Origin of the sequence: Novosphingobium taihuense, assembly GCF_007830315.1 — a bacterium.
Taxonomy (GTDB): Bacteria; Pseudomonadota; Alphaproteobacteria; order Sphingomonadales; family Sphingomonadaceae; genus Novosphingobium; species Novosphingobium taihuense.
The window spans coordinates 146421-172829 of sequence record NZ_VLKJ01000008.1 but is presented as its reverse complement, the minus strand read 5'-3'; the positions used below and the strand labels follow the sequence as shown (position 1 = coordinate 172829).

General features: G+C 63.9%; 12 protein-coding genes. 2 read left to right on the top strand and 10 right to left on the bottom strand.

The genetic code is table 11. The annotated features are described in order from the left end of the window. The 7 genes from IQ25_RS15940 to IQ25_RS15910 form a co-directional block, all read right to left on the bottom strand. A partial coding sequence (locus tag IQ25_RS15940) for a transposase (protein WP_144907264.1) occupies positions 1-244 on the bottom strand: 244 nt, incomplete at its 3' end. 47 nt (positions 245-291) lie between these two features. Beyond that, a complete protein-coding gene (locus tag IQ25_RS15935; protein WP_258537051.1) occupies positions 292-3384 on the bottom strand; it encodes a CHAT domain-containing protein in 3093 nt (1030 codons plus the stop codon). After that, positions 3381-11711 (bottom strand): hypothetical protein, encoded by an 8331-nt coding sequence (locus IQ25_RS15930; RefSeq protein ID WP_144907263.1) that lies wholly within the window; start codon positions 11709-11711, stop codon positions 3381-3383. Before IQ25_RS15930 ends, IQ25_RS15935 begins: the two co-directional genes overlap by 4 nt. Continuing rightward, positions 11711-13291, bottom strand: coding sequence for a ShlB/FhaC/HecB family hemolysin secretion/activation protein (locus IQ25_RS15925; RefSeq protein ID WP_246415863.1), 1581 nt, complete (start codon positions 13289-13291; stop codon positions 11711-11713). Before IQ25_RS15925 ends, IQ25_RS15930 begins: the two co-directional genes overlap by 1 nt. Positions 13292-13673: 382 nt before the next feature. After that, the gene (secA, locus tag IQ25_RS15920; RefSeq protein WP_144907261.1) at positions 13674-16409 is read right to left on the bottom strand and encodes a preprotein translocase subunit SecA; all 2736 of its coding nucleotides are present in this window, start codon (positions 16407-16409) and stop codon (positions 13674-13676) included. Positions 16410-16511: 102 nt separating this feature from the next. Continuing rightward, complete coding sequence (locus IQ25_RS15915) at positions 16512-16772, bottom strand: hypothetical protein (protein WP_144907260.1); 261 nt, start codon at positions 16770-16772, stop codon at positions 16512-16514. Positions 16773-16829: 57 nt separating this feature from the next. Beyond that, positions 16830-17429: an energy transducer TonB gene (locus IQ25_RS15910; RefSeq protein WP_144907259.1), complete on the bottom strand. Its 600-nt coding sequence runs from the start codon at positions 17427-17429 to the stop codon at positions 16830-16832. A gap of 87 nt (positions 17430-17516) precedes the next feature. Between IQ25_RS15910 and argJ the strand changes: the two genes are divergently transcribed. Both argJ and IQ25_RS15900 read left to right on the top strand, forming a co-directional pair. Continuing rightward, entirely contained in the window at positions 17517-18743 is a 1227-nt protein-coding gene (gene argJ, locus IQ25_RS15905) for a bifunctional glutamate N-acetyltransferase/amino-acid acetyltransferase ArgJ (protein ID WP_144907258.1), read from the top strand. 32 nt (positions 18744-18775) lie between these two features. Continuing rightward, a complete protein-coding gene (locus IQ25_RS15900; RefSeq protein WP_181447264.1) occupies positions 18776-19549 on the top strand; it encodes an inositol monophosphatase family protein in 774 nt (257 codons plus the stop codon). Between the two features lie 39 nt (positions 19550-19588). Here the strand turns inward: IQ25_RS15900 and trxA are convergent, their stop codons facing one another. Genes trxA through IQ25_RS15885 form a run of 3 tightly spaced genes read right to left on the bottom strand, consistent with a single transcriptional unit; the run spans position 19589 to position 26408 of the window. Then, entirely contained in the window at positions 19589-19909 is a 321-nt protein-coding gene (gene trxA, locus IQ25_RS15895) for a thioredoxin (RefSeq protein WP_144907256.1), read from the bottom strand. Between the two features lie 59 nt (positions 19910-19968). After that, a complete protein-coding gene (addA, locus tag IQ25_RS15890; RefSeq protein WP_144907255.1) occupies positions 19969-23442 on the bottom strand; it encodes a double-strand break repair helicase AddA in 3474 nt (1157 codons plus the stop codon). Then, positions 23439-26408, bottom strand: a complete 2970-nt coding sequence (locus IQ25_RS15885) for a PD-(D/E)XK nuclease family protein (RefSeq protein WP_144907254.1) — start codon at positions 26406-26408, stop codon at positions 23439-23441. The genes addA and IQ25_RS15885 overlap by 4 nt, the downstream gene beginning before the upstream one ends. Position 26409: the final 1 nt, after the last annotated feature.

Genomic DNA, 26409 nt, shown 5'->3' with positions numbered 1-26409 from the left:
CCTTCAGAGCCACGTTGTCCAGCATCGCATCGGCCAGCAGCCGCTTGAGCTTCGCGTTCTCGCTCTCGAGCTCCCGCAAACGCCGGGCCTCCGACACCTCCAGCCCGCCATACTTGGCCTTCCAGTTGTAGATCGTCGCTTCCGACACACCGTGCCGCCGAGCCAAATCAGCGGTCTTCGCACCCGCCTCCGCCTCCTTCAGCACGCCAATGATCTGCTCTTCTGAAAACCTCACACGCTTCATCGTCTGTCCTTCCTTCAGGCCAGACTCTAATCGCTCGTGGAGGAAAATCAGGGGGTCACGTCACCGTTGACCAGTGGCTTAGCCCCATCGCCGACGATGATGAACGCAGCCCAATAGAACGGATGCGAAGTGTTCGGATCGTCCATCAGCTTTTCCTGCGCACCTTCCAGCGCATTGGCGAGCGCCTGCCCCGGACTGGAGTCGATCACTCCGCCGATCAGGCGCTTGGTCGCATCGAAGTCGTCCGGCACCGGCCAGTGGCTGGCTATGACCGAGCGCGCCCCTGCCCCAACGAAGGCTCGCACCAGACCGTCGAGCGCATAGTTGCCGCCCGTGGTCACGCCTGCTTCCCGACTGGCAGCAACCGTTGCCATGCCCGCGGTATCGCAGGCAGAGAGGATCACAAGGTCGGCGTTGAGTTTGAGGTCGAAGATTTCGCGGAAGCTCAGTAGTCCGTCCGATCCCATATCGCCGAAGCTCGTCACCAGCGCCGGGCGCGCGGGACAGTCGGCACGCGGCGCGGTAACCAGACCGTGCGTGGCAAAGTGCAGCACGCGATACTGATCGAGATCGCCTTGGGACAGCAGCGCACTGTCGCTGAAGGCCGCATCGGTCTTCACCGCGCTGCCACCAAGGCTCAGCTTCTTCTGCGCGAAAAGCAACTCGTCCGCCGATATCGGATTCTGCCACGTCGCCAACGGCCAGTCGCACTCGTCCGCCACTGCAGCAACCGGGCGTGCGGCAGGCTTGGCGTTGTGCCCGAGCCCCAGATAGTTCCGAGGTGCGCCGGACGCGGCAAGCTTGCGGATGTCGAGGAATCCGCGCGGGCTTACCACGATCGAAACTTCGCGCCCGCGGCCCAGCCATTCGACGCCGGTAAAGTCGAACGGATCGCCATCGGGGCTCTCCATCCGCTTCTTGTATTCGGCAACGCCCTTGTCCCCCGTCACGAGCACCGTCGGCGGCAATTGCAGCATCGCGCCGTCAGGCTCGAAGATCAGGTGCCGCGTGGTGGGAAGCAGATCTTCGACCTGCCCGAAAAGCGTCTTGTACAACTCGCGCGACTTGTCGAGATCGAACGGATAGTTCACCTGCTGCCCATTCTCGACCTTGACGATCGTATCGCGGATATCCTTGACCTGCTTGGCCATGGCGGCAGGCGAAAGGTTCAGATCAACCACGCGCGCCGCGCCATTGGTGGTGAACAGGCCGTAGACCCTCTCACCCACGACCATCAGCTTGTAATAGGACTCACCGTCTTTCAGCGCCGACTGCAATTCACCCAGATCTACGCTGCGCGGTGCCAGCACGTTGTATCGAGGAAAGGCTGCCAGCTTGCTCACAAGTGCAGTCTGGTCGCGGCGCAGCGAGGCGAGATTATCCTGCGCTGATTGCAGCGCGGCCGCCTGCTGCGCATCAGGCGTGGCTACGGCCGAGAGTTGCTGAACCAGTGCCTCGGTTCGGGCAATGTCCCGGGTGCGTGCGAGCGACAGACGGAACAAGGCTGCCGCCTCGTCATTGCCCTCTGACATCTGCCGCGCCAGAACAGCCTGCGTCTGCGCCACGCCCGGCCGCTGCAGCACCTGCGATGCGGCAAAGGTTGACTTTGCACTGTCGGCACCGCCGCTCTTTGCCAGGAGGCCGAAGTACGGTCCGAGCATGTCGCGCAAGGTTGACCCCGCATCGGGAACCGACAGGCTCTCTTCCACCAACTTTCCATAGAGAGCCAGCGCTCCGGCTTCGTCGCCTGTGCGGCCGAGCCATGCGGCCTTGCGTGCCTGCGCAGCAAGCAACGCCGGCGATTGCGGGAACGAAGCCCCGATCAGCGCAATCGCACGGTCGAATGCCGCAGCACTGTCAGCATTGCGTCCCTGCGCTTCAGCCAGCAGCGCCAGCTCAATCTGGATTTCCGAGCGCAGCCATCCAGCGGAAGCCACACGGCCACCGCGCACTGCTTCGAGCCGCTGGCCAGCCCCCTCGAAACCTTTGATAGCCTCATCATATCGCCCCTGAAGGCGTGTCGCCGTTGCTTTGAGCGCATCGGCCTGAGCGTCGAGGATTTCGGCCCGCTCAGTATCGCTCAACCCCGGATCGACCGCCCCAAGCCGCTTGAGCGCCGAACTTTCTCGGTTGATCTGCTCAGCCAGCGGCGAATTGATCAGCCCTGCCTCCAGGCTGCCACGGTCATACACATCGCCGATGGCATTGACCGGCGTGGAGAGCTCCTTGAGCGCAGCTGCAGGCTTGCGCTGGTTCAGCCGGTTGATCGCCCGGTAGTTGCGGATCAGCCGCTGGGTCACGCCATCACCACGTGCCATGGCAGACCCAGCCTGCGTCAGCAGCCGGTCGGCCGCAGTGAAGTTGCCAAGATTGGACTGCTGCAGAGCCTGGTTTGCCAGCGCTTCGGCAAGCCCAGCCGAACCGGTGCTGCGGTCGCGATTGGCAAGAGCCTCGAAGAATTCCGACGATTCGGCAAATCGCCCGCCATTGTTCCGCAGATAGCCTTCGTCCCGCGCGCCGAGCCGGTCGAGTTGGCCTGCCTGAACGCGAGCAAACGCAGCCGGATCACTGACTTCCGTCGTCGCCACGCGGATTTCGCCTGCAACCGGCGCATCGGTGACGACACTGGCGAGTGCAAGGCGCAGTGCTGGATCATATCCGGCCAGACCTTCGACAAAGTAGGTCGTTCCGCCCCGCCGCACGGCATAGCGCTTGTAATCGACATTGGCGGCCTGATCGCGGCAGTTGACGGCGCTCACGCGCCCGATCGCCTCGATCATTACCGAACCATCGCCGCCACAGGCAAGTGTCACACCCGGCAGACCTGTCGGCTCGCTGCCCATAGCGACATCGCGCCGAACCGCGATCAGCGTGCCCACCGCGCCCGAGGCATCGCGGCAGCTCAGCCGGTAGCTCCGGTCGAAAAGTCCGCCGAGCCTCTTGTCGAGCGGGGCGTTCTGCGCCGTGCAGGTCACGCCGGAACTACCAACGCGGAACGAATTGCGAATGGACAGCGGCTGCTGCCCTTCAGCCGCAAAGGCCGGTATGGCCGATGCGATCATCCCCGCCAATAGCGAGACCCTTCCAAGCAGGAGTCCACGCCGCACCGCGTTCGTCGATCCGTTGTTCCGCGCGTTCACTGGTCGCCTCCTTCCGCGCTGTTCTCATTGACCACCGAGCCGATCAGCGCAGGATTGCCGCTGCCTGCAACGGGTTGCTCGACTTGCGCCTGCGGTTCGAGCGGCCTGCTGTCGATGAGCTGTGGCGCAGGCGCAATCGGGCTCGATGCTGCCTGCTCACCCTCACTGCTCTCCTCCTGCTGCGACGGTGGAGCCTCCTCGTCACTGCCTCCTTCGCTGGCGGGAGCCCCCGGTTCCTCGACGAAGGTCGGCGTTGAGCCGAGCGTCTGGTTGGAGATGATCTCGATCTGGCCGGAAATCTGGCCGATCGTGTCCGGCCCTTCCGCCATTACCGAACAAACCGAAGCGCTCAGCAAGCAGCCGTTGATCTGGCTGTCCGCAGAGAACGGCAAGAAGTCCGCGTCCGGATCGTTGACCACCAGATCATGCGCGGCAAAACCTGAGACCAAGCCGGTCGGCGTCTGGAAGGCACCGTTGATCACCACCGAGAGCGATCCAGCGGCCGCATTCGCAGGAGGCGTTACATCACTGAACGCGATGTCAGCGAAGAAGCCCGCCGGATTGAGTGCGGTGCCGGTGTTCTGGATATAGAGCGTACCCGTGGGATAAAGATCCAGCCCGAGTGCGCGCAGCACGCCCTCGGGACGCTGCACAGCCGCCGGAGCGTTCAGCTCCGCGATCCGCCCGTCGTAGAGCGGATTGGCCGCCAGCTTGTCGAGAATGCTGGCTGACGCAATGTGGATATGGTCAGCGTTGATCTCGACCACGCCCCCCAGTGCTGCACCGGCAGTCTGCTGGCTTGCAGACGTGAGATTGATCGATCCCGTCGCGGCATCAAGCTCGAATCGCCCGGTCGTGAACTCGAGAATGTTGGACTGGGCAAAGCCGGTTCCGCTGATGGTCCCCACCAAGCGGATGGCCCCACCAGGCGTTTCGGTCTGCAGGTCGCCTGAAGCGAATACAACCTTGCCCGCTGTCCCTGCAGCAGTGCTCGACCCGATTGCGCCGCCCGCCGTCAGCGAGAGGTTTCCGATTAGCATGTCGGTCGTATTGGCCGCCTGGTCGACCGCAGCGATCACGAGTTCGCCGGTCGAGACCAGACCAATCTCGGCATTGCTAAGCGAATACCCGCTCCCGGCCAAACCGTCACCGATCAGAGCGGTTCGGGACGAATTCGAGATAAGGTCGACGAAACCTGTTTCGGACGTCTGGATGCCCGACAGGATTGTCTGGCCGGTCGGAAGGGTCGCGTTTCCGTTATCAATGATCGAGATGTCGCTCGAGACGATCCGCACCTGTGTCGCGAGCCAGCGCCGCCCTACGGTAACGCTTCCGATCGCCTCGATCTTGATGTCGTTTATCGCCCACATGCCAGCGCCGGAAAAGTCTCCGTCGGTTGCAATGTTGATCCTGTTGGCAATTGCTACGTTGCTGATCGTGACATCACTACCGGTGATGATCGGTGTAGCGGCAAAGATCGCCGGATAGTTGATGCTGCCAGGCAGCGCGGTAATCGGTAGCATCGAGTTGTCTGCAATCAGCAGTCGTCCGACGGCGTTCGTTATCTGGCCCGTTGCACTGAACACTGGCCCCGCCAGAACCGTCTGAGCTGAAACGGTGCCGCCTGAGAGCAGGACGACATCCCTCCCGCGCACTGTCCCGAGATTGAGCGCTGACGTGGCACTTACGAGAATGTCGCTACCCGAAAGAAGCGAAGCTGCTGTGATCGATTGGCTGCGGGTAATCAGTTCGAGCCGGTCCGTCTGCGCCTGCAGGCTGCCGAAGTTCATGGCACCGTTACCGGTTACGCCAATCCGCACACCGGCAAACACGTTAGCAGTAGACACGGTAGTCCCTGCGGCGATCCGCAGCGAACCCACGTTTGAATTGCTGGATATCGTGACCGAACCGCCGGTCGCCACCGGCGTCGCGCCGAATACGAGTTCCTTGTCGAACCCGTTGGCGGTCTGGCCAAGCGCCGACATCGAGGAATTGGCAATAAGCGTCCGGTTTACGACGTTCATCCCGGCGATGCTGGTATCGCCCACGGAACCGAGCAGGACATCATAACCGACGATGGTGCCAGTACTGAGCCCCCCTCCGGATGCGACGCGAATGTCGCCGCTGGACGTCAGGTTCCCAGTGCTGACATTGCCATCGGAAACGACCGATATCAGCCCTGCTCCGGTCGCGGACGGCGTGCCCGAACCTGCCGAGATTTGACCGACACTTACGCTACCGCCTCCGGACAGGTTCAGCGTGCTGGATACCGACAGGCTACCGGCAGTTATCGCACCCCCAGCGGCTGCAGTCAGGCTGCCCGAACTCGAAGCATTGATAATCCGTACAGCCCCCCCGGTCGCAACAGGCTCTGCTGCGAAGACGAGTTCCTTGTCGAAGCCGTTTGCCGACTGGCCAAGCGCAGCCATCGATGCGTTGGCAATGAGCGTGCGATTGATGACCGAGAGGTTGTCGATGGTAGCGGCATTACCGGCCAAAAGAAGGGAGTCGTAGCTCTGCAAAGATCCCGTCACCAGACTGCCAAGCGCGCTGATTCCGACGTTTGATGCAGAAAAGATCGAGCCAGTCTGGACATTGCCGCCAGATGTGATCCCGATCGAGTAAAGCTCGCCACTCCCAGCGGTCGGCGTGCCCGTTCCAGCCGAGAGATTGCCAGTCGTGACGCTACCTCCCGACTGCACGACGATCGAAGTTCCCGCCGTCATTGCACCGGTAACGATGCTCGCCGGAGACAGCAGATCGATGGAATCGCCAGATGTGACGTCTGCGAGGGCGATCGTGCCCCCTGCCGTCACATCGATCGCGCCCAGCGCGACAAGTGAACCGAGGTTGATCTGCCCTCCGGCCAGCAGCGTAAGCGGCCCTTGCGTGCTCAGGTTGGCGTAGCCGACCAGATCCTGGCCAGAAGTAAGATTGATCGAGGACGTTCCCGTCAGCGTTCCAACGGTTGCAGGCGCATTTGCTGGAAGCACCCAGTTGCCCGCGCTGATCACGACGTGGTCAGCGGTGAATGCCGACTGGTCGAGGCTGAGCGAGAACGTACCCGGCGTGGTGAACAGGAGGCCTCCGGTCAGGTTGGCCGTCGAACCGACCATCGATATGAATTCGGGGAGCGAGTCCGGTGTGACCGATTCAGCCGATGCCTGCAGCGAAATGCTAGTTCCGGTGAAGTCACCGTTGATCATCTGGATGTCGACAGCGTCGCCGATGAGCGTCGAAGTACCGACCACTGATCCCGTGCCGCCCGTGGCCGAGCCGATGAAGCTGAGGTTGCCAGCGTTCAGCGTGCCGCGCTGCGTCGGCTGCTGGACGCGATTGGTCACAACCATGGCTGCACCGGCGATCTGGTCGGGGCTGACAGTGTTGCCAACCGTGGCATTGCCGCCTGCGCCAAGCGTTGCGCCTAACCCGCCGTTACCGGCCACCGCCTGCGCAACGAAGTTTCCGTCGCCGGTAATAGTGGTCGGGCTGCCGCGAACAAGCAGGGTTACGCCGCCTGCAGCAGCATTGCCACCTGCCCCCCCGGTGCCGGTCAAGGTATCGCCATTGCCGCCGTGCCCGCCGGAACCGACCGAAACGGCGTTGACCGTCCCATAAGTCGCCGAGCCGGAATTCACTGTGCCGGTATCGATTCCGCTGATGGTCCCTATCTGGACCGCACCACCGATCCCACTGCCGCCGACCCCGCCGAAGCCACCGGAACCGCCACCCCCGCCCGTTGCGGAAGCAAACGCACTCGCCGAGCCGACTTGCAAGGTGCCATTGCCGGCAGAGCCCGCGACGAGGATCGAGCCGCCCTCGGCTGCTCCGCCGCTGCCGCCGAAGTCACCTGGCACCCCGGCATCGGCGCCAAAGCCTCCGGAGGCCGAGGCATCGGCGGAAAGGGTGTTGATCGTAAAGAGGCTGGAGCCTTCGACCGCACTGTTCGCGACGACCTCGATGCTACCGCCGATGGATCCTCCACCGTTTCCGCCCAGCATTCCGTAACCGCCAAAGCCATCGGCCGTGGCAAAGACGCTATCAAGCGTCAGAGTCCCCTGTCGTGCCGAAATGCCGACGAACCCACCGGTGCCGATGCCACCTTGAAAACCATCGCCCCCGGTGCCTTCGGAGGTAACGAAGGTGAAGCCGCCAACGTTGATGTTGCCATTATTGCCAATCGCAGTGGGCGTTCCCACCGTGAGCAGCGCATCCCCCCCTGTACCGATGCCGCCACTGCCGCTGGTGCTGTCAAAGCTGCCGGTACCGCCAAAACCACTGGCGTCGATGTTCGTGCCGCCGGTGACAGTGATAGCTCCACCGTCGCTGTAGAGCCTACTTACACCGCCGGTGCCCGCGCCGCCGCTCGAACCAATGTCACGCCCATTACCGCCGTTGCCATAGCTGTACAGGTTGATCGTACCGGAAACGGTGGCCGTGCTGTTGCCCGAGGCGATGAACGAGGCGTTGCCGCCCTGCCCGGCGCCACCGACAAGATTCGAGAATTGGTCACCGCCGATGCCTTCTGCCGACAGATCTACCTGTGCTGCACTGAAAGAAAGCCCGGAACCAAGGCCGACAATGATCACGCCGCCCGTGCCATCAGCACCATTCACGCCGAACGCACCGCCGCCTGAGCCAAAGGCAGACGCTGAAAGCGTGCCGCCGATTGACACGACATTACCGCTGGTCGCCCCGCCAGATCCAAAATTGATACTGCCGCCCAGTCCCGCGCCACCGGCTGCTACACAGGTGGGGCCGCAAGTTCCGTAACTGCCTCCCTGCCCGTAAGCTGAGAGGTTCAGGTTACCCGTGATCTCGAGGCTGCTGCCACCACGGTCGAACTGCATCTGGATGGCGCCACCGGTTGCAGCGCCGCCATCGCCCGACTGGCCGACTGTGAAGTTATCGTCTCCATTGCCGCCGGTGCCTCCCTGCGCCCCGACGTCGACCGAGGCGTTGGTGAGTACATATCCCCCGGTGCCTGTGCCAGAAGTGGCAGCTGTCGAGGTGAAGTTGACCGATCCGCCGATCGCCGCACCGCCATTGCCGCCTCTGGCAAGGCCACTGGCATTCTCGAACCCTTGGCCGCCGATGCCCGCCACTGCAGCGGCTTGCGCGATCAGGCTTGTCGAAGAAATTGTCCCGCCATCGACTGATGTGCTCAGGAAGATGCTGCCGCCTTGTGCGTTGCCACCATCGCCAGCGGCTATACCGGAAACGGTCGCGCCAGTACCACTGCCGCCACGACCGGTTGCAGTCATGTCGATGGTGTCAGCACTGATGAGCGCGTTGCCCAGTGCACTTGCTACCGACGTGACGACAATTGTCCCGCCAGCCCCCTGGCCCCCGGCAGTGCCGAAGCGCCCGCTGCTACCCTGCCCTTCGGCAAGCAGACGCAAGGTGCCAAATGTCGCAACGTCAGAGGCCGTCACGGCAAAGTTGATGTTGCCTCCCCGCGCAAACGCCGGGCTTCCACCCCCACCGTAGGCACTGACCTCAAAGGTCGCATCGCCGGTCGTGCTGAGATTGATGGTGCTGTTTGAGCTCTGGAAGTTTATATCGCCGCCGAGCGCCTGTCCGCTGGTTCCACCGCCGGTGCTGACACCGCCCGACGCGGCCGTGGTGAAGTAGGCTATGCCAGTCTGGTTGAGCGTGCCGTCCGAAATGTTGACATCGATGAGGCCGCCGCCGCCATTGCCTGCTGCTGGCCCGCCCGATCCGCCAAGGCCTTGGGCTGTGACTGAAAGCGATCCGCCATTGGTGATCTGGCCACCATCCATCAACAGCCGCGCCGTACCGCCAATGCCCGCACCACCGCTTCCGGAGCCAACGCTGCTGGAAATACCGCCACCGATGCCGCTGGCGCTCAGGTTGACAGCTGTTGGGGTTGAAATCACGCCGGTGCCGTTGGTGGACAGGGTTACCGTACCACCAGTGCCGGTGCCTCCAACCCCACTTCCCGACTGCAGCCCGCCGCTGCCTTGGGCGCTAAGGCCAATCTGACCGGACGACGTGCTGACCGTGCCGCTGTCAGCGGTCAATCGCACCGTGCCGCCAGTGCCCGCACCGGCCGTAGCGCTGCCGTTCGCCGCCCCGCCATCGGCATTGGCGGTCAGGACGATGTTCGAGAATGCCAGAACCGAACCGCTGTTGCGTGCCTGCAGACTGGCGTTGCCGCCCGTCGCCCCGCCAACCGAACTTACGCCCGTTCCACCGCTGGCACCGTTGTCGCCGACAATGCTCCCGCTGACGTTCAGCGTCGTGCCATCGGCGAGAACGGAAATGGTTCCACCCGCAGCAGATGCACCGGCCCCGTTCGGCGAAATGCCTGATCCGCCAAGTCCGGTTGCGATGAGGCTCAAGTTGCCACCGATCGACATCGCCGAGCCAGTACCCGAACCGAATGCGAGGACCGAAATGTCCCCGCCGATCGCGCTCGATGCAGTAGAAGCGCTATCCCCTCCGATCCCCCGCGCGACTGCATTGACCGCACCCAGAGACACCGTCGTTCCGTTTCCGGCGAGTATGCTAACCTGCCCGCCAATACCCTGTCCGTTGACTCCGGCGATGCCGTTGCCACCGCGACCGGTCGAATCCAGAGTGCTGGGTCCGCCAACAGCGATCGACGCATCGCCCGCCGCACGGATCGCGGTCAAACCGCCCTGCCCTTGTCCGCCGTCAAAAGTGCAAGTCACGCAACCCAGGCCGTCGGCACCCGTAGCAGCGGCAGACAGGTCAACGGAACCGTTGATCTGCACGCGCGCGCCGCCGGTGCCCGTGCTCAACACCCAGGCGGTGCCAGCAGTCGCACCGCCGCCGCCTGCACCGGTCGTCTGCGCCTGACCACCGAGCGCGTCGGCCTGAAGCGTGGCGTTCCCCGCGATCGTAATCTGGCCACCATTGTTGGCCTGTATCTTCGCGAACGAACCGGTGGCCTGTCCGCCCGAGATGCCCGGAGCCACAGCCGTGCCACCAAACGCGTTTGCCGTGATCAGCACGTTCCCGCCGATGGTCATCGTGCCGCCATCGGTGGCGTAGATTTCCGCGCGATGGGCCGTCGCAGCCGGTGAGGTGATGGTGCCAAAAACGTCGCCTGAGATTCTGAGGTCACCTGCGATGGAAACGCTGCCACCTGCGTTCGAGAAAATGGAATTGTCGCCGCCTGTTCCATCGATCGAGACATTCGATGCAAAATCGAGGCCTGCACTGGTTCCCGATCCGAAGACGACCCCTCCGGTGGCACTGGCTACGAAGTTGGAGGTGATATCTGCATCGCCACCCGTGATCGAGACGAGGCCCGTTCCCCCACCTGCCGACGGCGCGATGGCGGGATCGCCGCCATTCACGTTGTGTCCGGCCGAGAGAATGATCGTATTGCCGCTGACGTCTGCAGCCCCGGCGATATCAAAGCCTAGCGTGCTGCCAGCGTTGATCGCCATGGTGATCGCGTCATTCTTGGGAACGGCGACCATGTAGATCCGATGCAGGAACGTGCCGCCCGAGGCCGCTGGACCCGTGATCGTGCCATTGTTGGCAGCAACAGTTCCCGTAGCGCTCGTTCCGGAATCCACCTGGATGTCGAACAGACCGCTGGGCGAGAATGTGATCGTGGCCGCATCCGCCGCCACCAGCGCTGCCGAGCCGTTGACGTTGATCGTCCCGTTGTTCGTCACCGAAGGCGCGACCATTGCGATATACGAACCGTCTGCCGTCGCGCCGAGCTGGGCCCCCGCATTCACGATGATCTGCGAACCGGCAACCGTTGCTGGCTGGAATACATACGAGCCGCTGCTGTCGAAATTGCCGGCACTGTCGAAGTTCAGGTCCGACGTCGTCAGGACGAGGTTCCCGACATCGAACACCGACGAGGCGCCGATCAGGATTCCGCCAGGGCTGTAGAAGAACACCGTTCCACCCGGGACCTGACCGCCAGCAGCCGACTGCAATCGCGACACCACGGTGCCGTCAAACTGGATCGGTCTGGTCGAACCCGATGGAATGATTCGGTTAAGGACGGCAAAATCGGAGTTCGCAGCCGGATTGTTGGTGAACGTCGCGGTTGTGCCGGACGTCTGGAAGATGATCGGACCGCCGGTGGCAGCGGTATCGGTCGGCGTCCAGTTGATCACTGCGCTCGGGCTAGAGACAGTGATCGCGGTCGTCGTCGGCGTGGTGTTGATGGTGACCGAGCCGAAAGTCGCGGTCGGCGTCGCCTGGAACGACTGGGCGCGCAGCGCCGGGCCTGAAGCTACGATCGCGGTTGCCAGTGCGAGGCCGGAGGCCGAAAGCAGTTGCTGGCGGGTGACGGGAAGCATGGCGCGCATCAGAAGCTCCTCCACGGCAGGAGCCGTGTGGTCAGGGTCACGAGAAAGCGGGGATCGGAACGCTTGGCCTGCAGGCCGACCTTTTCGAGCGGCACGGCCAGCGTCGCCTCGAGGCGGAAGCGCGAACCGATGTCGGAACGGATGCCGCCGCCGGCCGAGGTAAGCCGTTCGGAACCCGGAACGCCCTTGTTCCAGACCCATGCAGCATCGGCAAATACGAAGGGCTGGATGCGGATGTTCCGGCTTTTGCCCAAGGGCAGGCGTGGTCCACGGACCTCGGCCGTTGCCCCGACCGCGTTGTCACCGATCAGCTCGCCCGGATCAAAGCCGCGTCCGATGGTAAAGTTGCCGGCGGAGAATTCCTCGAAGCTGTAAAGTGGCTTGAACGCATATTGCGCGCGTGGCGCGAGAAGGAATGAGATGCGGCCAACGGCGCGCTCGTATTCGCCCTGCCAGCGCACGACCGTTGCACTGGGCGAGCCATCCGCACGGCTTGCCGGGGTTTGCGCGGCACAGGCAGGACCGGTGCAAGGCTTGGTTGCGTCAAGGAACGACAGGCCCTGTCGCAGTTCGAGCGAGGACGCCACGCGCCATTTCGGCACGGCGTGATCGGTGTCGACCGCGTCGAGATCGAGCCTGGTCCAGCCAACGCGGATCTTGTCCCGCGTCAATGGGCCGATCAGATCGACGTCCTGATTGACCAGATCGAAGCCCCCGCTGAGCCAGATGTTGCGCGAGAGCGAACGCTGCAGCGGATAACGGGCGTAGAGGCTGGCGTAGAGCGTGCGCGCGTCGAGCGTGATATTGGCCGGCAATCCGGCAACGTCCGGCTTGGTCCAGGCATATGTCAGCTGACCGCCTACAATCAGGCCATTCGATCCCGGCCGGAATTCATGAGAGCCTTGCAGGATGTGCTGCTCGCTGAAATCGGATGTGGCGTAATACGAAAGCGTCGTCGCATCGCCCATCCCGGTCAGGCCGAAGAACTGCGCGCGAATCTGTCCGCCGAACCGGCCGGTTGCCTCGGATGAAAGATTCTGCACCGTGAGATCTACCGCATAAGGTTCACGCAGCACGCTGACTTCCGCGACCAGATCCCCCGCTCCGGTACCAGCGGGTTTGAGCGTCAGCTGGACATTGTAGCCCGGCAGGTCGCGCGCGAGCAGCAGATAGCGCTCGGCCCGGCGCTGGTTGAACACCTCGTCGCCGGTCAAAGCCGAAAGATACTGCTCGAGCTTGCGTTCGGCGCCGCGCGTTTCGCCGCGGGCGCGCACGGCGGCAATTCGCGCATAGATGACCTCCATGCGGACCTGACCGTTCTCGATCTTCTGGGTCGGCACCTGAACCGCTGCAAGGTAGCCCTTGCTGCGCAGCATCGTGCCTGCCGCATCGCGGATTTCGCAGAGTACTGAAATCGGTTGCGCCGTGCCGACCAGCGGCTTCCAGGTCTCACCCAGTTCGTCCGGCGAGATTTCTTTCAGGTTATTGAAGGTGACCTCGCCGATGGTGACCTTGATGTCGGCGTATTGCGGATCTTCGAGTGGACAAGGCGAGCGCTCGACTCCCCCCTTAATCGACAAGCGCGAAGGTGTTGCGGGCGCCTGCCCGGTGATGCCACGAAGTTCGTCACGCGATGGTGGACTCGCCACCTGCCCGGGTATCGTCTGCGCCGATGAAACCTGCGGGAGCGTTGCAAATGCAAGCGTTGCCAGACCCGCTGCCCCAGACAGCAAGCCACGCTTCCGCGAAATCCTGAACCCCATTTGCAAATGCCCCCGTCGGAAAATCATCGACGCGGCCCGAAGACTTTTATTTTTATGCTGCGTTTATGTTAGCAGCAAATGCATCTGCTGCAATGTCGCTCAACCATATTTTGCACAACGTGCAAACACGTAAATGTTTGGTTCCGGAGCAAAAACGGCGACCCCGAAGGATCGCCGCCGTTATTGCCTGCCAAGACCGTTATGCAGCAATGCCATGGCAATGCTTGTATTTCTGGCCTGATCCGCACGGACAAGGCGCATTGCGACTGATACCCTGACCAGCAAACGGATCGGTTCCGGCGACCGCCGCGGTAAGCGTGCCGCCCGCCTGCGGAGGTAGTGCGCCGAACATCGCGGGCGCCGGAGCCATTGGCAGAGCGTCGTTTTCACCGGTGAACGGATCGATGTGGCTGGTCAGGAAATCGGGCAACTCGGGCAACTCGAAGTCCTCGACCGGACGCAGACGAATTTCGCTGGTCATCAGGATGCGCGTGACGTCCTCGCGGATCGCGTCGAGCATCTTCTCGAACAGACCGAAGGCTTCCTGCTTGTATTCGTTGATCGGCGTCTTCTGCGCATAGGCGCGCAGGAACACGACCTGGCGCAAGGCGTCGAGCGTCGCGAGGTGCTCCTTCCAGTGGTGGTCGAGCCGTTCGAGCAGGATCGACTTCTCGAGGCTGCGCCAGGCCATGGCGTCGACCTCGGTGATCTTGCGGTCCATGTGCTCGTCGGCCAGCGTCTGGACGCGCTCTTCGATCGTGTCAGGCTCGATCGCCTCTTCCTGCATCCACTCGTCGAGCGGGATTTCGATGCCCAGAACGTCGCGGACGCGCGCCTTGAGCGCTTCTGCATCCCATTGCTCAGGATACGAATTGGGCGGGCAGGCATCGCCGACGATGGCGTTCACCGTGTCGTGACGCATGTCGGTGACCACATCGCCTACAGCGTCCGCATCCATGATGTCGGCGCGCTGCTCGTAGATGACCTTGCGCTGGTCGTTCATCACGTCATCGTACTCGACGACCTGTTTGCGGATGTCGTAGTTGCGCGCCTCGACCTTCTTCTGCGCCGTCTCGATGGCCTTCGACAGCCACTTCGAGCCGATCGCCTCGCCATCGGCAAGGTTGTTGTTCATCATCTTGGCGAACAGCGTGTCCGGGCCGAAAATGCGCAGCAGATCATCCTCGAGGCAGAGGTAGAACTTGCTCATGCCCGGGTCGCCCTGACGGCCAGAGCGGCCGCGGAGCTGGTTATCGATGCGGCGGCTTTCGTGACGCTCGGTGCCGATCACGCACAGGCCGCCAGCGGCGAGAACCTTGGCCTTTTCCTCGGCGACTTCCGCGCGGATGCGTGCAATGCCTGCGTCGCGCTCGGCTCCCTCGGGAAGGTCGCGGAGTTCGTCTTCGATGCGGAATTCGATGTTGCCGCCCAGCTGGATGTCGGTGCCGCGCCCGGCCATGTTGGTGGCGATGGTCACCGCGCCAAGCCGCCCGGCCTGCGCCACGATGTGCGCTTCCATCTCGTGGAAGCGGGCGTTCAGCACGTTATGCTTCACGCCTTCCTTGGTCAGGAATTCGGACAGCAATTCCGACTTCTCGATCGACACAGTGCCCACCAGCACCGGCTGTCCGTTCTCGTACTTCTCGCGGATCAGCTTGGCGATGGCGCCGAACTTGTCCATCGTGTTCTTGTAGAACTCGTCCTCTTCGTCGCGGCGAAGCACCGGCACGTTGGTCGGGATGGTGACGACGTTCATCTTGTAGATGTCGAAGAACTCGGGAGCCTCGGTCGCCGCCGTACCGGTCATCCCCGAAATCTTCGGGTACATGCGGAAGTAGTTCTGGAAGGTGATCGAGGCCATCGTCTGGTTCTCGGGCTCGATCCGCACGCCTTCCTTGGCCTCGACCGCCTGATGCAGGCCGTTCGACCAGCGGCGGCCGTCCATCATGCGTCCGGTGAACTCGTCGATGATGACGATCTTGTCTTCCTTGACGATGTAATCGATGTCACGCTTGAACATGACGTTGGCCTTGAGCGCTTGGTCGAGATGATGGACGACCATCGTGTTCTCGACATCGTAGAGGTTCGACCCTTCAAGCAGCCCCGCCGTTTCCAGCGCGCGCTCGACCCATTCGACACCCTCTTCGGTCAGCGTGATGTTCTTGGTCTTCTCATCCGCCTCGTAGAGCGAGGGATCGATGGTTTTCACCACCGCGTCGACCGAGAGATAGAGATCGCTCTTGTCGTCGGTCGGCCCGGAGATGATCAGCGGCGTGCGCGCCTCGTCGATCAGGATCGAGTCCACCTCGTCGACGATCGCGAAGTTGAACGGACGGTGGACCATCTGATCGCGCGTGTGCTTCATGTTGTCGCGCAGGTAGTCGAAGCCAAGCTCGTTGTTGGTCGCGTACGTGATGTCGCTTTCGTAAGCCTCGCGCCGCTGCTCCTCGTTGAGGTTCGGCACGATCACGCCCACGGTCAGCCCGAGGAACTTGTAGAGCACGCCCATCGTCTCGGCATCGCGGCGGGCGAGGTAGTCGTTCACGGTGACGACGTGAACGCCCTTGCCCTCGAGCGCATTGAGATAGACCGCCAGCGTCGCCACCAGCGTCTTGCCTTCACCGGTGCGCATTTCGGCAATCTCGCCGCGATGGAGCACGATGCCGCCGATCATCTGCACATCGAAGTGGCGCAGGCCCAGCGTGCGGACCGATGCCTCGCGAACGGTGGCAAAGGCTTCGGGCAGAAGATCGTCGAGCGTCTTGCCTTCGTCCAGCATCTGCCGGAACTTGGGCGTCTGAGCGGCAAGTTCCTCGTCAGACAAACCTTGGAGATGCGGTTCGAACGCCGCGATCTGGCGCACGATCTTGTCGAGCGACTTGACGTAACGGTCGTTGGACGAGCCGAAGAGTGCCTTGGCGATTGAGCCGAACATGCGGGATTTCCTGTCGAATCTGTAGTGTATGGGATCGGGCGCACACGGGTTGCGCCTCTGCAGGCAATGGACTTGCCGGAAAGGGTATGCAGACGCGCGGCGCTATTCGCGCGCGCGGTCGCTCAGCTCAATGCCGCAGGGCCGGATTAGTGCCGGGGCGGGCAGCCACACCGTCTTGCGGCGGGCATTGGTGCGCTTCTGCGGAACAGCGCCACCACGGCCGGCACAACGCTGCTGGCGCTGCTCGACCGCTGTAGAAGAACCTGCCGACATTCCTGCTTCGGCAACTTCCGTGCGCGAGACGGCAAGCGCCACCTCCGGCAGGGAAAGGCCCGTAATCAGGGCAAGAAGGGCAAGCAACATGCGCATTGCCGCAACAGATAGGCATTCCGTCGCGCTTCGTCCACCGTGAAAGGCGATTTACTCCTCGACATCTTCGAGTTCGAGAGATGACTTCATCGTCACCCGCTTCGTCACAGCCTTACCGTCGGCATTGCGATACGGTTCATTGAACGCAGCATGAGAATTGCAAAGGTTCTTGCCCTTCATAGTCTCTTCTGCATTCGCACCCGTGACCACAAACCTGCAATCCTTGATCGACCCGTCCTTGTCCAGAATGAACGTCAGTGTCTCAGATTTTGGCGAGAGGGTCTTGCTCACGTTCGGCGGAAGTATCCAACGGATCGCGTTGGAATAAACGCCCTCGGTAGCTTGGCCCTTGGCATCGCGGGCCGGATAGAACTTGGCCCGCGCCATGACGAGAAAACAGGTAGCTTCGTCCAGCACAGGAGCGCCGCTAGATCCTATAATTTCGCATGCATTCGGCTTTCCGTCAGGATCAACCTTGACGCGGAAAGCCACCGTGCCTTCAAGCTTACTTTTTAAAGCGTCAGAAGGATAGTCACCAGACGTAGCCCACCAACCGGGGCTCCCAATAGGTACTGCGGCCGTTGGTTCTCTGGCGGCGGCGGCAGACGAAAGGGCTACAAGAGCAAATAGCAGGCTGAATTCTTTGATCATGCCTCTGTTGAAGCACACTCAAAAACTATTTGAAAGTGCGGCCCGCCAAACTTGAACGGCATCCCTCGCCGCGCTAGGCGCATCCCCATGTCAGACGCCATTTCGCCGCTCGCCACGCCCTTCCCCGCCCTGCCCGCGATCGCAGGCGTAACGCCGCGCGTCGCCCGCGCCGGGTACAAGGACTGGGGCCGCTGCGACCTCACTTACGTGGAATTGGACGAAGGCACTTCCGTCGCAGGCGTGTTCACGCGCAACGTCTGCTGCTCGTCGGAAGTCGAACTCGGACGGCAGAACATTGCCCAAGGCAGCGCTCGTGCCCTCGTGGTCAACGCAGGCAATTCCAACGCCTTCACCGGCTATCGCGGGCGTGAGGCGGTGGAGCAGATCATGGCGCAGGTGGCAGATCACCTCGGCTGCGCGCAGGATGAAGTGTTCGTCTCCTCCACCGGCGTGATCGGCGTGCCGCTGCCCAAGGACAAGGCGCGCGCGGGGATCGAAGCCGCAATGCAGGCAGATGTCTGCACCTGGGAAGACGCAGCCCGCACCATCGGCACGACCGACACCTTCGCCAAGGGCGCAACTGCCTCGGCGATGATCGGCGACGTGCGCGTGACCTTCAGTGCGATCATCAAGGGCAGCGGCATGATTGCGCCCGACATGGCGACGATGCTCGGTTATATCTTCACCGATGCAGCCGTCAGCCCAGCATTCCTGCAGGAATGCCTGTCAGCCGCCAATCGCCGGACCTTCTCGTGCATCACCGTCGACAGCGATACCTCGACCAGCGACACCGTGCTGGCCTTCGCCACGGGCAAGGCAGGCAACACCGAACTGACCGGCTTTGACAGCGCCGGAGCCGATGCTTTCGCCGCGGCGCTTGAAGACGTCTGCCGTCAATTGTCGCACCTCGTCGTCAAGGATGGCGAAGGCGCGCAGAAGTTCATCGCCGTCAGCGTTACGGGCGCCGTATCGGACGAAAGCGCGCGCAAGGTCGGCCTTGCCATCGCCAACTCGCCCTTGGTCAAGACCGCCATAGCAGGTGAGGACGCCAATTGGGGCCGCGTCGTGATGGCTGTCGGCAAGGCTGGCGAACCGGCAGACCGTGATCGGCTCTCCATCGGCTTCGGTGGCACTTGGGCGGCGCGCGACGGGCAGCCGCTCGCCGACTATGACGAAGCCCCGGTCGCCGCGCACCTCAAGGGCCGCGAGATTTCCATCGAGGTCGATCTGGGTCTCGGCGATGGCGCGGCCACGGTGTGGACCTGCGACCTGACCCATGGCTACATCTCGATCAATGCGGATTATCGCTCTTGAGCCGGGCACTCGACGATGCCGTCGCCGCTCTGATGCGTCAAACGGCGGAGAAGACGCTGCTGAAGCATTACCAGCGGCTCGGCACCGAGGAAGTGACCAACAAGGCGGCGGACGATGTCGTCACCATTGCCGATACCGAAAGCGAGATCATGCTGGCTGATGGGCTGGCGAAGATCCTGCCTGAAGCCGCCATCGTCGGCGAGGAGGCAGCCCACGCCGATCCCGCCATCTTCGAGCGACTGTCGGACAAGCTGTGCTGGATCATCGATCCCCTTGACGGCACCAACAACTATGCGGTGGGCAAGCCGCCGTTCGGCATCCTGATCGCACTGGCGCAAGGGGGCGAGACGGTTTCGGGCTGGATATACGATCCGCTCTCGGGACGCCTGTGCACCGCGCACCGCGGACAGGGCGCGAGGGTCAATGGCGAGCGACTGACCGCGCAGGGCAGCGGAGGGAACGTGCCGATTGCCGCGATTTCCCTGGTATTCGTGGACAAGGCGAAGCGCGCGGCCCTGCTCGAACATATCGCTCCGCATTACGCTCTGGTCGACATTCCGCGATGCGCGGCCGAACAGTATCCGCGCATCGCTCTCGGCCAGAACGACGTTTCGCTGTTCGAAAAGACGCTGGCCTGGGACCACGCGGCAGGCGTGCTGTTCCTCAACGAAGCGGGTGGCAAGGCGGCACGGCCGGATGGCTCTGCCTATCGCGTGGACCGCCACCTTGAGCCGGGCCTGATTGGCGCGGCGAGCCCAAGGTTGTTCGACGAACTGGCCGAACGTCTCGGGCGTATCCCCTCCTGAGACAAGAACCCCCGCTTTCGCGGGGGCAATTGCATATTGTCAGAGAACGCTTTCCAGCCAGCCCTTGAGCTGGCTCTTGGGCGCGGCACCAAGCTTCTGGGCGACCGGCTTGCCGTCCTTGAACAGGATCAGCAGGGGGATCGACTGCACGCCGAACTGGCTGGCAATGTCGGTGTTCTCCATGATGTCGACCTTGGCGATCTCGACCTTGTCGGCCAGCTCTTCCGAGATTTCCTCGAGCGCAGGGGCGATCATCTTGCACGGGCCGCACCAGTCCGCCCAGAAATCGACGAGCACGGGCTTGCTGCTGCCCAGCACTTCAGTGGCAAAGTTGGCGTCGGTAACGGCCTTGGTCGACATGACAATGAACTCCTGTTGGTTGCAGGCAATCTAGGCACTGCGTGGCGCAGTGCAACCGATCACCCCGTAAAGGATTCCTGAACCCCGCCAAGGCGCAGCTTTTGCGCCTCGACCAGATCGGCCGGCAGGACGAACAGTTCGGGCGTGTGGGTATAGAGCAGCGCGGCCTCGACCGGCACGCCGGGATGGATAGCCTCCAGCGCGGCAACATAAGCCGACATTTGGCGGATGTAGGCGGCCGGAATCTCGGCCAGAGAGGCGGGTGGGCGCCGCGCGGTCTTGAAATCGACGATGCGGATGCCCGCCGCCCCGATCACCAGCCTGTCGACTGTCCCGCTCACCACGCGCCCGCCAACGACCGCAGCCAGTGGCACTTCCGCCAGCGAATCCGGCCCGAACACCTCTGCCCATTCGGGATGCGACAGCGCGGCAAGTGCCGAGCGGACCATGGCCTGACGCTCTACCTCGTCAAACTCTGTCGCCGTGCGCGCAAGCCATGACTGCCCTGCCATCTCGCGCTGGTCGACGGGCAGTTCCGGCAGACGCTCGATCAAGCGGTGCATCAGCGTCCCGCGCCTCGCGGCAAGGATTGCGTGCGGTCCTGCTGGTGCCGGCGGATCGGGCGCATCATCCTCGCCCAGCGACGACGGAGCCAGTGGTCGCGGAGGGCGCGGTTCCGGGCCAACCGGGGTCAACAGTACTTCGGGTAGAGCCACGCGCTCCGCCGCCGTTTGCAACGCCGCCACGGCCTTCAGCGCAGGGGGACCACCGATCTGCTTGATCCCGCCCCACAGCGCGTCCTCGCGCCAGTCCTCGCCGAACAGCGGTTCCAGCTGCGCATACCAGCTGTCTTCGGGCAGTTCGCCTGGCGTCTTCTTGCGCTTCTTGCCCTTGGCCCCAGCAATGAACAGCACTTCCTCGGCGCGCGTCATGGCGACGTAGAGCAGTCGCCAGTGCTCCTCGCGCTCGGCCCGCTTCGCCTCGGCCTCGGCCTCAAGCACGGCGGGGGCCTTCTCTTCCTTGCGCAGTGAGGGAAGCGGCACCTTGCGCACTGCCCCGAGCACATCCTCAAGCAACTCAAGCCCTCGCGGCGGCGAAAGGTCCGGGTCGTCGGCAGAGTCAGCAAGGATCACGATGGGCGCCTGCAGGCCCTTCGAGCCATGCACGGTCATCACCCGCACCAACCCTTCGGCCTTGCCCGCCTCGCGCTTCAACTCGCCCTCGCCCGCATCGAACCACTGAAGGAAGGCGATCAGGCTGGGTACGTTGGCACTGGAGAACGCCATCGCGGCATTGAGCAGTTCGTCGATCGGATCGTTCGCCTCGCGCCCCAAGCGCGCAACCAGCTTGCGCCGCCCGTCCCACGGGCCGACCAATAGCCAGTGCAGCAGCACCTGCGGCGGATCGTAATCTGCGCGGGCGAGAAGGCTGCGCAGCCGCTCCATCGTGGCGAACGTGGCAGGCCCCTCGATCTGCCGCAACCAATCCCACAGCCGCACGCCCTGCTTGCGATAGCCGTGCTGAAGCAGATCTTCCTGCGACCATCCGATCAGCGGCGAGACCAGCAGTGACGCCAGGTTCAGGTCATCCAGCGGCTGCGCGGCAAAGCGCAAGGCTGCGACAAGATCCTTCACCGCCAGCGGCGCACCGAGCCGCAGCCGGTCCACGCCCGCCACCGGAACGCCGCGCGCATGCAGCCGCGCGACGATCAGTCCGGCCAGTTCCTTGCGCTTGCGGACAAGGATCATCACGTCGCCCGCATCAGCATTGCGCGGCTTGCCCTTGCCAAGCGGGAAGCCGCTGTCGAGCCAGCCCCTAACCTGCAGCGCGATCTGGTCAGCCAGCTTGCGGTCGGGGCGCGAGAGCCAGCTTTCGCCGCCTTCGTCGCCCTCGCCCTCATCGCCCTCGTCCGGCGCATCGTCACCAACGACCTTCCACAGGCCCACCGTGCCGGGAATATCAAGCCCGACATGGCGCTCGGGCTTGCGATCGAGGCCGAGCCGGTCCCATCCGATATGATCGATGGCCGCATCGACGAAATCGAGGATCGGTCGCGCAGTGCGGAACGACTGGCCGAGACCAAGCTCAAGCAACTTGCGGTCCGGATCACCCAGAACCTCGGCCACTTGTGCCAGTTGGCCCTTCACCCTCAGGCTCGCCTGGGCAAAGTTTTCCGGGCTCGTGCCCTGAAAGCCGAAGATCGCCTGCTTATAGTCGCCCACCACGAACAGCGTGCGCACTGCAGGACCGCGCTGGCCTTCACCGGTGAAGAAGTCGGAGACCAGACCTTCGAGCACGATCTCCCACTGCGAGGCGTTGGTATCCTGCGCCTCGTCGACAAGGATGTGGTCGAAACGGCGGTCGAGCTTGAAGCGGATCCATTCGGCGCTGGTGCGCTTGGTCAGGAGTTCGGCAGCGGTGCGGATCTGGTCATCGAAATCGATGAAGCCTTCGCGCGCCTTGGCCTCGTCCCATGCCAGCGCAAAGCGACGACCAACCGTGAGCGCGGTATCGAGCAGTTCAGCCAGATCAAGCTGCGCCCTGCGCGCCTTGACCGCTTCGATGCAGGCGATGACCCGCGCCGCATAGCCCGGATAATCGGGCTGCTTCTTCTCGATGTTGGTGGTGGACTTGGGCTCGTCCTTGGCGGTGAGGAACTGGCTCTTCAACGCGTCGAAGCCCTGCAGTCGCTTCACAGGATCAGCCGCAAGCCAATCCCCCAGGGCATTGGCAGCCTCGATGCCGCTCTTGGTGCCCCAGGCCGCGTTCATTTCCATGCACTGCCGAACCGACTGGCAATCGAACGCGTCATCTGCACACATCGCAGCGAGGCTTTCGGGCCCGTCGTCCTCGCCCAGCCCGATCACGCGATTGATGCGCGGGCGCAAGGGGGGCTGCCATGCACCCGGACCCTGCCACAACTCCAGCGCGCCCGCACAGCGCAGCAGGAAGCTCTGCACCTGATCATCGCTCATCCGCCGTGAGAGGGTGGCGAGGTTGTCGATCAGCGCCTCGTCGCCGCACTCCTGCGCCTCGACCAGCATGTCCGCCAGAACCTGCCGCACCAGCAGCGCGCGATCGCGGTCCTCCATTGCGCGCGTGCCGGGTCTCAGCCCCGCCTCGACCGGGAAGGAGGCCAGCAGCCACTGGCAGAAGGCGTGGATCGTCTCGATCCTGAGGCCCCCACCAAGGCAATCGAGGACGGCGGCAAACCGACTGCGCGCGCGGGCAATTGTTTCAGGCCCGAATGGCGCGCCGATGGCCTTCAACTGCGCGGCCAGTTCGATCTCGGGCAGGCGTACCCATCCGGCCAACACTTCGTTGACGCGCGTGGCCATTTCCGCCGCGCCCGCCTTGGTGAAGGTCAGGCACAGGATCTGTTCAGGCTCCACTCCGTCCTGCAGCAACAGGCGCAGCACGCGGGCAGAAAGCACCTGCGTCTTGCCCGTTCCCGCCGAGGCCGAGAGCCAGACCGTGCGCTGCGGGTGAACCGCGTGGGCCTGATTGTCCTTGAGCGGGTAGACCTTGCTCATGGCTCTTCCCCTTCGCGGCCCTGCCACTCGTCGAGGCGCATCAGCTGGTCATAGTCCGTATAGCCCGGCAAATCGGGATTGAGCCGTGCGGTGAAAGGTTCGCTGCCCAACAGCCAGCGCGCGATTGCCTCGCGCAAGTAGCGCTTGGTTTCCGGGAGGAAGTCCTCAAGCGACATGCCAGTCTGGCGCGCGGTCTCCTTGACCGGCGATTTCACATAGCCAAACCCGCGCTCCTTGTTGCGCCCCAAGGACCAGTATTCGAAGCGCGCAGGCTCGCCCGCAACACCATCCATCCCGCCACCGCGCGCAATCATGCCGATCAGGCCGAGCTGGAGCGCATAGCCTTCGGCCACCATCTTGCCCGAAGGCGGCATGCCCGTCTTGTAATCGACGATGGCCAGCGTCCCGTCGACCAGCTTGTCGATCCTGTCAGCGCGACCGTGGATCCTGATGCCGTCTACCACGATCTCGCCCTTGCGCTCGATGGCCAGCACCTCGCGCCCCTCGCCTGCAAGCCGGTCGGTCTCCTCCTCGATCCACAGCAGCGCATCGATCAGCCGCGGCTTCCACATCGCGCGCATGAAGGGGTGCGCACTCATTTCGGCAAACTTCTCGTCCGCCAGTGGCACTAGCTCGCCCGGAATGCCGCCCGCCTGATGCCACAGCTGCAGTATCTCGTGCACCGCCGTGCCCTTCCACGCAGGCGTCGGGTCAGCGTCGACCGGATCGAGACTGCGCAGGTTGAGGATGGCCGAGGCATAGAACTGGTAGGGATCGCCGCGCAGCCGATCGAGCGCGGTGACCGCAATCGGCACACGGCGCTGCTCGGCGCTTGGCATCGGATGGGGGCGCGGATGCGGCGGAGCCGGTTCGGCATTGGCCAGCGCACGCGCCAACTCCACCGCGCGCCTCTCGTGTCGCAACTGGTCGCCCAGCATCGCGTGGATGCGCAGCAGGAATCGCGAGGGGATGGCAGGCCCGGTCGCATCGCGCTGCGCGTGGCTGAGGACCACTTCGGGAGCGCCAAGCGCAGCGGCAAGGTCGTGCGCGGACAGGCCGATGCGGAAGTCCGCTCCCGGAATCCCCAGCGCGCGAAGGATCGGCGGGGCCAGCAGCGGATCGGGCGCGGGATTGCCCGGCCAGGTGCCCTCGGTCAGCCCGCCACAGATCACCAGATCGGCCCGGCTCATCCGCGCTTCGAGCAGGCCATAGATGGCGAGGCGGGGATGGCCGCCATAGGGCGGACGGACAGAAACTTCCTCCATCGCATCGCGCAGCAATGCGGGCAGTTCGTCGCAGGCAACGAGCGCGGGCGCATCCGTCGCCGCCTCGCGCCAACGCTCGACGAATTGCGAAAGGCAGCGCCCGTCTGCCTGCGCCCACAAGCCCTGCCCGCACAGCGCCTCGCCCGCCTCGGTCAGCGCCAGCAGCGCAGCATCAAGCGGCACCTTGCCTTCGAGCGCGATCAGCGGGAACAGCAGGTCCTCGACACCAGACCACCAATCGGCCAGCCCCGGATAGCGCCGGTCGAACTCCTCCGCCTTGCCGCGCACCGCCGCAAGGCCGGGACCGGGGCGGGGTCCACGCAGCGCAAGATCGAGCTGGCGCACCCGTTCCAGCCAAGCGGCGCGCCCATCGCCTGCCCGCACCAGCGGATGGCCGAGCAACGCCAGCAGCGGCACCGGCGCCATGCGCTCGGCCACCACTTCGGCCATTTGCAGCAGCACGCGCCCCGCCGCCGTCTGCGGCAGGGGCCGACCGGCGGTATCGTCGGCCACGATGTTCCAGCGCCCGAGATGGGCGACGACCCGCGCGGCAAGGCTTCGATCCGGCGTTATCACCGCAACGCGGCGCTCGGGTTCGGCCAGAGCCTCGCGCACCAGCACGGCAATCGCCTGCGCCTCCTCCTCGGGATTCGCGCTTTCCATCACGCGGACGCCGGACAGGCGCCTGTCCTTGGCCTCGAGCGAGACCCACGCCGCGCTTGCCTCGGGCGGCAGGAACAGGTTGGAGATCGCGCGGCTACGCTCGGGGGGCGCAGGCGAAAGGCCGGAGCGATGCCACGGCTCCACTTCCCCGCGCGCAACGCCCATGCGATTGAGCAGCAGCTTGAGGTGGTATTGCGGATGCGTCACCACATCGCCGCGCTCGAAGACCGCACCATCGGGTCCGCCCGCACCGCCAAGCGCGTCCCACACGTCCTGGCTCAGCGCGAGGTCGAGATCGGGAAGGATAACCCCGCCATCGGGCATGTCGGCCACCACGCGCAGCAGCTTCGCCACGGCGGGCGACGCCGAAGTCACGCCAGCGGCAATCACCGGATGCGCAGGCGGACGCTCGCGCCAGCTGTGCGCCGCATGGGCGAGCAGGCGATTGCGGCGCTCTGGCGCGTCGAGCTTGCCCAGCACAGCAAGCTCCGCTTCCCATCGCGCGAAGACGCGGGCGAACAGCCGCGTGCTGGCCTGCCAGTGCTCGGAAAGCTCGGCCGCGATCCCTACCACGCCCTCGTCGAGCATGTCGGCAATCGAAACGCCCTCGACCAGCAGCCGGTCGATCCCCTGCGCGATTCCTCTCGCCTGTCGCAGCAATGCCGCTTCGCCCGGCGCCTCATCGTCCAATTCCTCGCGCAGATGGGCGGCAAGGCGCAGCAAGCGGAAGGTGGGGTCAACAGCTTCGGGAATATCCACTCCCGCCCCGATCGGATCGAGCAATGGCCCCAGCGTCTCATTCAGATCAAGATCGCCGACCACCGCCATGCGCGGCAGGAGCAGGCCCTGACCACTCGCCCGCACGAACGCCTCGGTCACAGTGCGTATCGCGCGCTGGCTCGGCAGGAGCAGCGTCAGCCGGGCAAGGCCGAAGCGTTCCTCGCGATAACGCGGGATAAGGCCCGCAACGAGCGCATCGGCAAACCCCCGGTGCGCCGCGATCGACCATACGCGCGGGCGTGAGGATTTGTCTGCCATG

Excerpts from the sequence above, each read along its gene's own strand:
- IQ25_RS15930 (WP_144907263.1), bottom strand. The coding sequence starts at position 11,711 with ATGCGCGCCATGCTTCCCGTCACCCGCCAGCAACTGCTTTCGGCCTCC.
- secA (WP_144907261.1), bottom strand. The coding sequence starts at position 16,409 with ATGTTCGGCTCAATCGCCAAGGCACTCTTCGGCTCGTCCAACGACCGT.
- IQ25_RS15915 (WP_144907260.1), bottom strand. The coding sequence starts at position 16,772 with ATGTTGCTTGCCCTTCTTGCCCTGATTACGGGCCTTTCCCTGCCGGAG.
- IQ25_RS15910 (WP_144907259.1), bottom strand. The coding sequence starts at position 17,429 with ATGATCAAAGAATTCAGCCTGCTATTTGCTCTTGTAGCCCTTTCGTCT.
- argJ (WP_144907258.1), top strand. The coding sequence starts at position 17,517 with ATGTCAGACGCCATTTCGCCGCTCGCCACGCCCTTCCCCGCCCTGCCC.
- IQ25_RS15900 (WP_181447264.1), top strand. The coding sequence starts at position 18,776 with ATGCGTCAAACGGCGGAGAAGACGCTGCTGAAGCATTACCAGCGGCTC.
- trxA (WP_144907256.1), bottom strand. The coding sequence starts at position 19,909 with ATGTCGACCAAGGCCGTTACCGACGCCAACTTTGCCACTGAAGTGCTG.
- addA (WP_144907255.1), bottom strand. The coding sequence starts at position 23,442 with ATGAGCAAGGTCTACCCGCTCAAGGACAATCAGGCCCACGCGGTTCAC.
- IQ25_RS15885 (WP_144907254.1), bottom strand. The coding sequence starts at position 26,408 with ATGGCAGACAAATCCTCACGCCCGCGCGTATGGTCGATCGCGGCGCAC.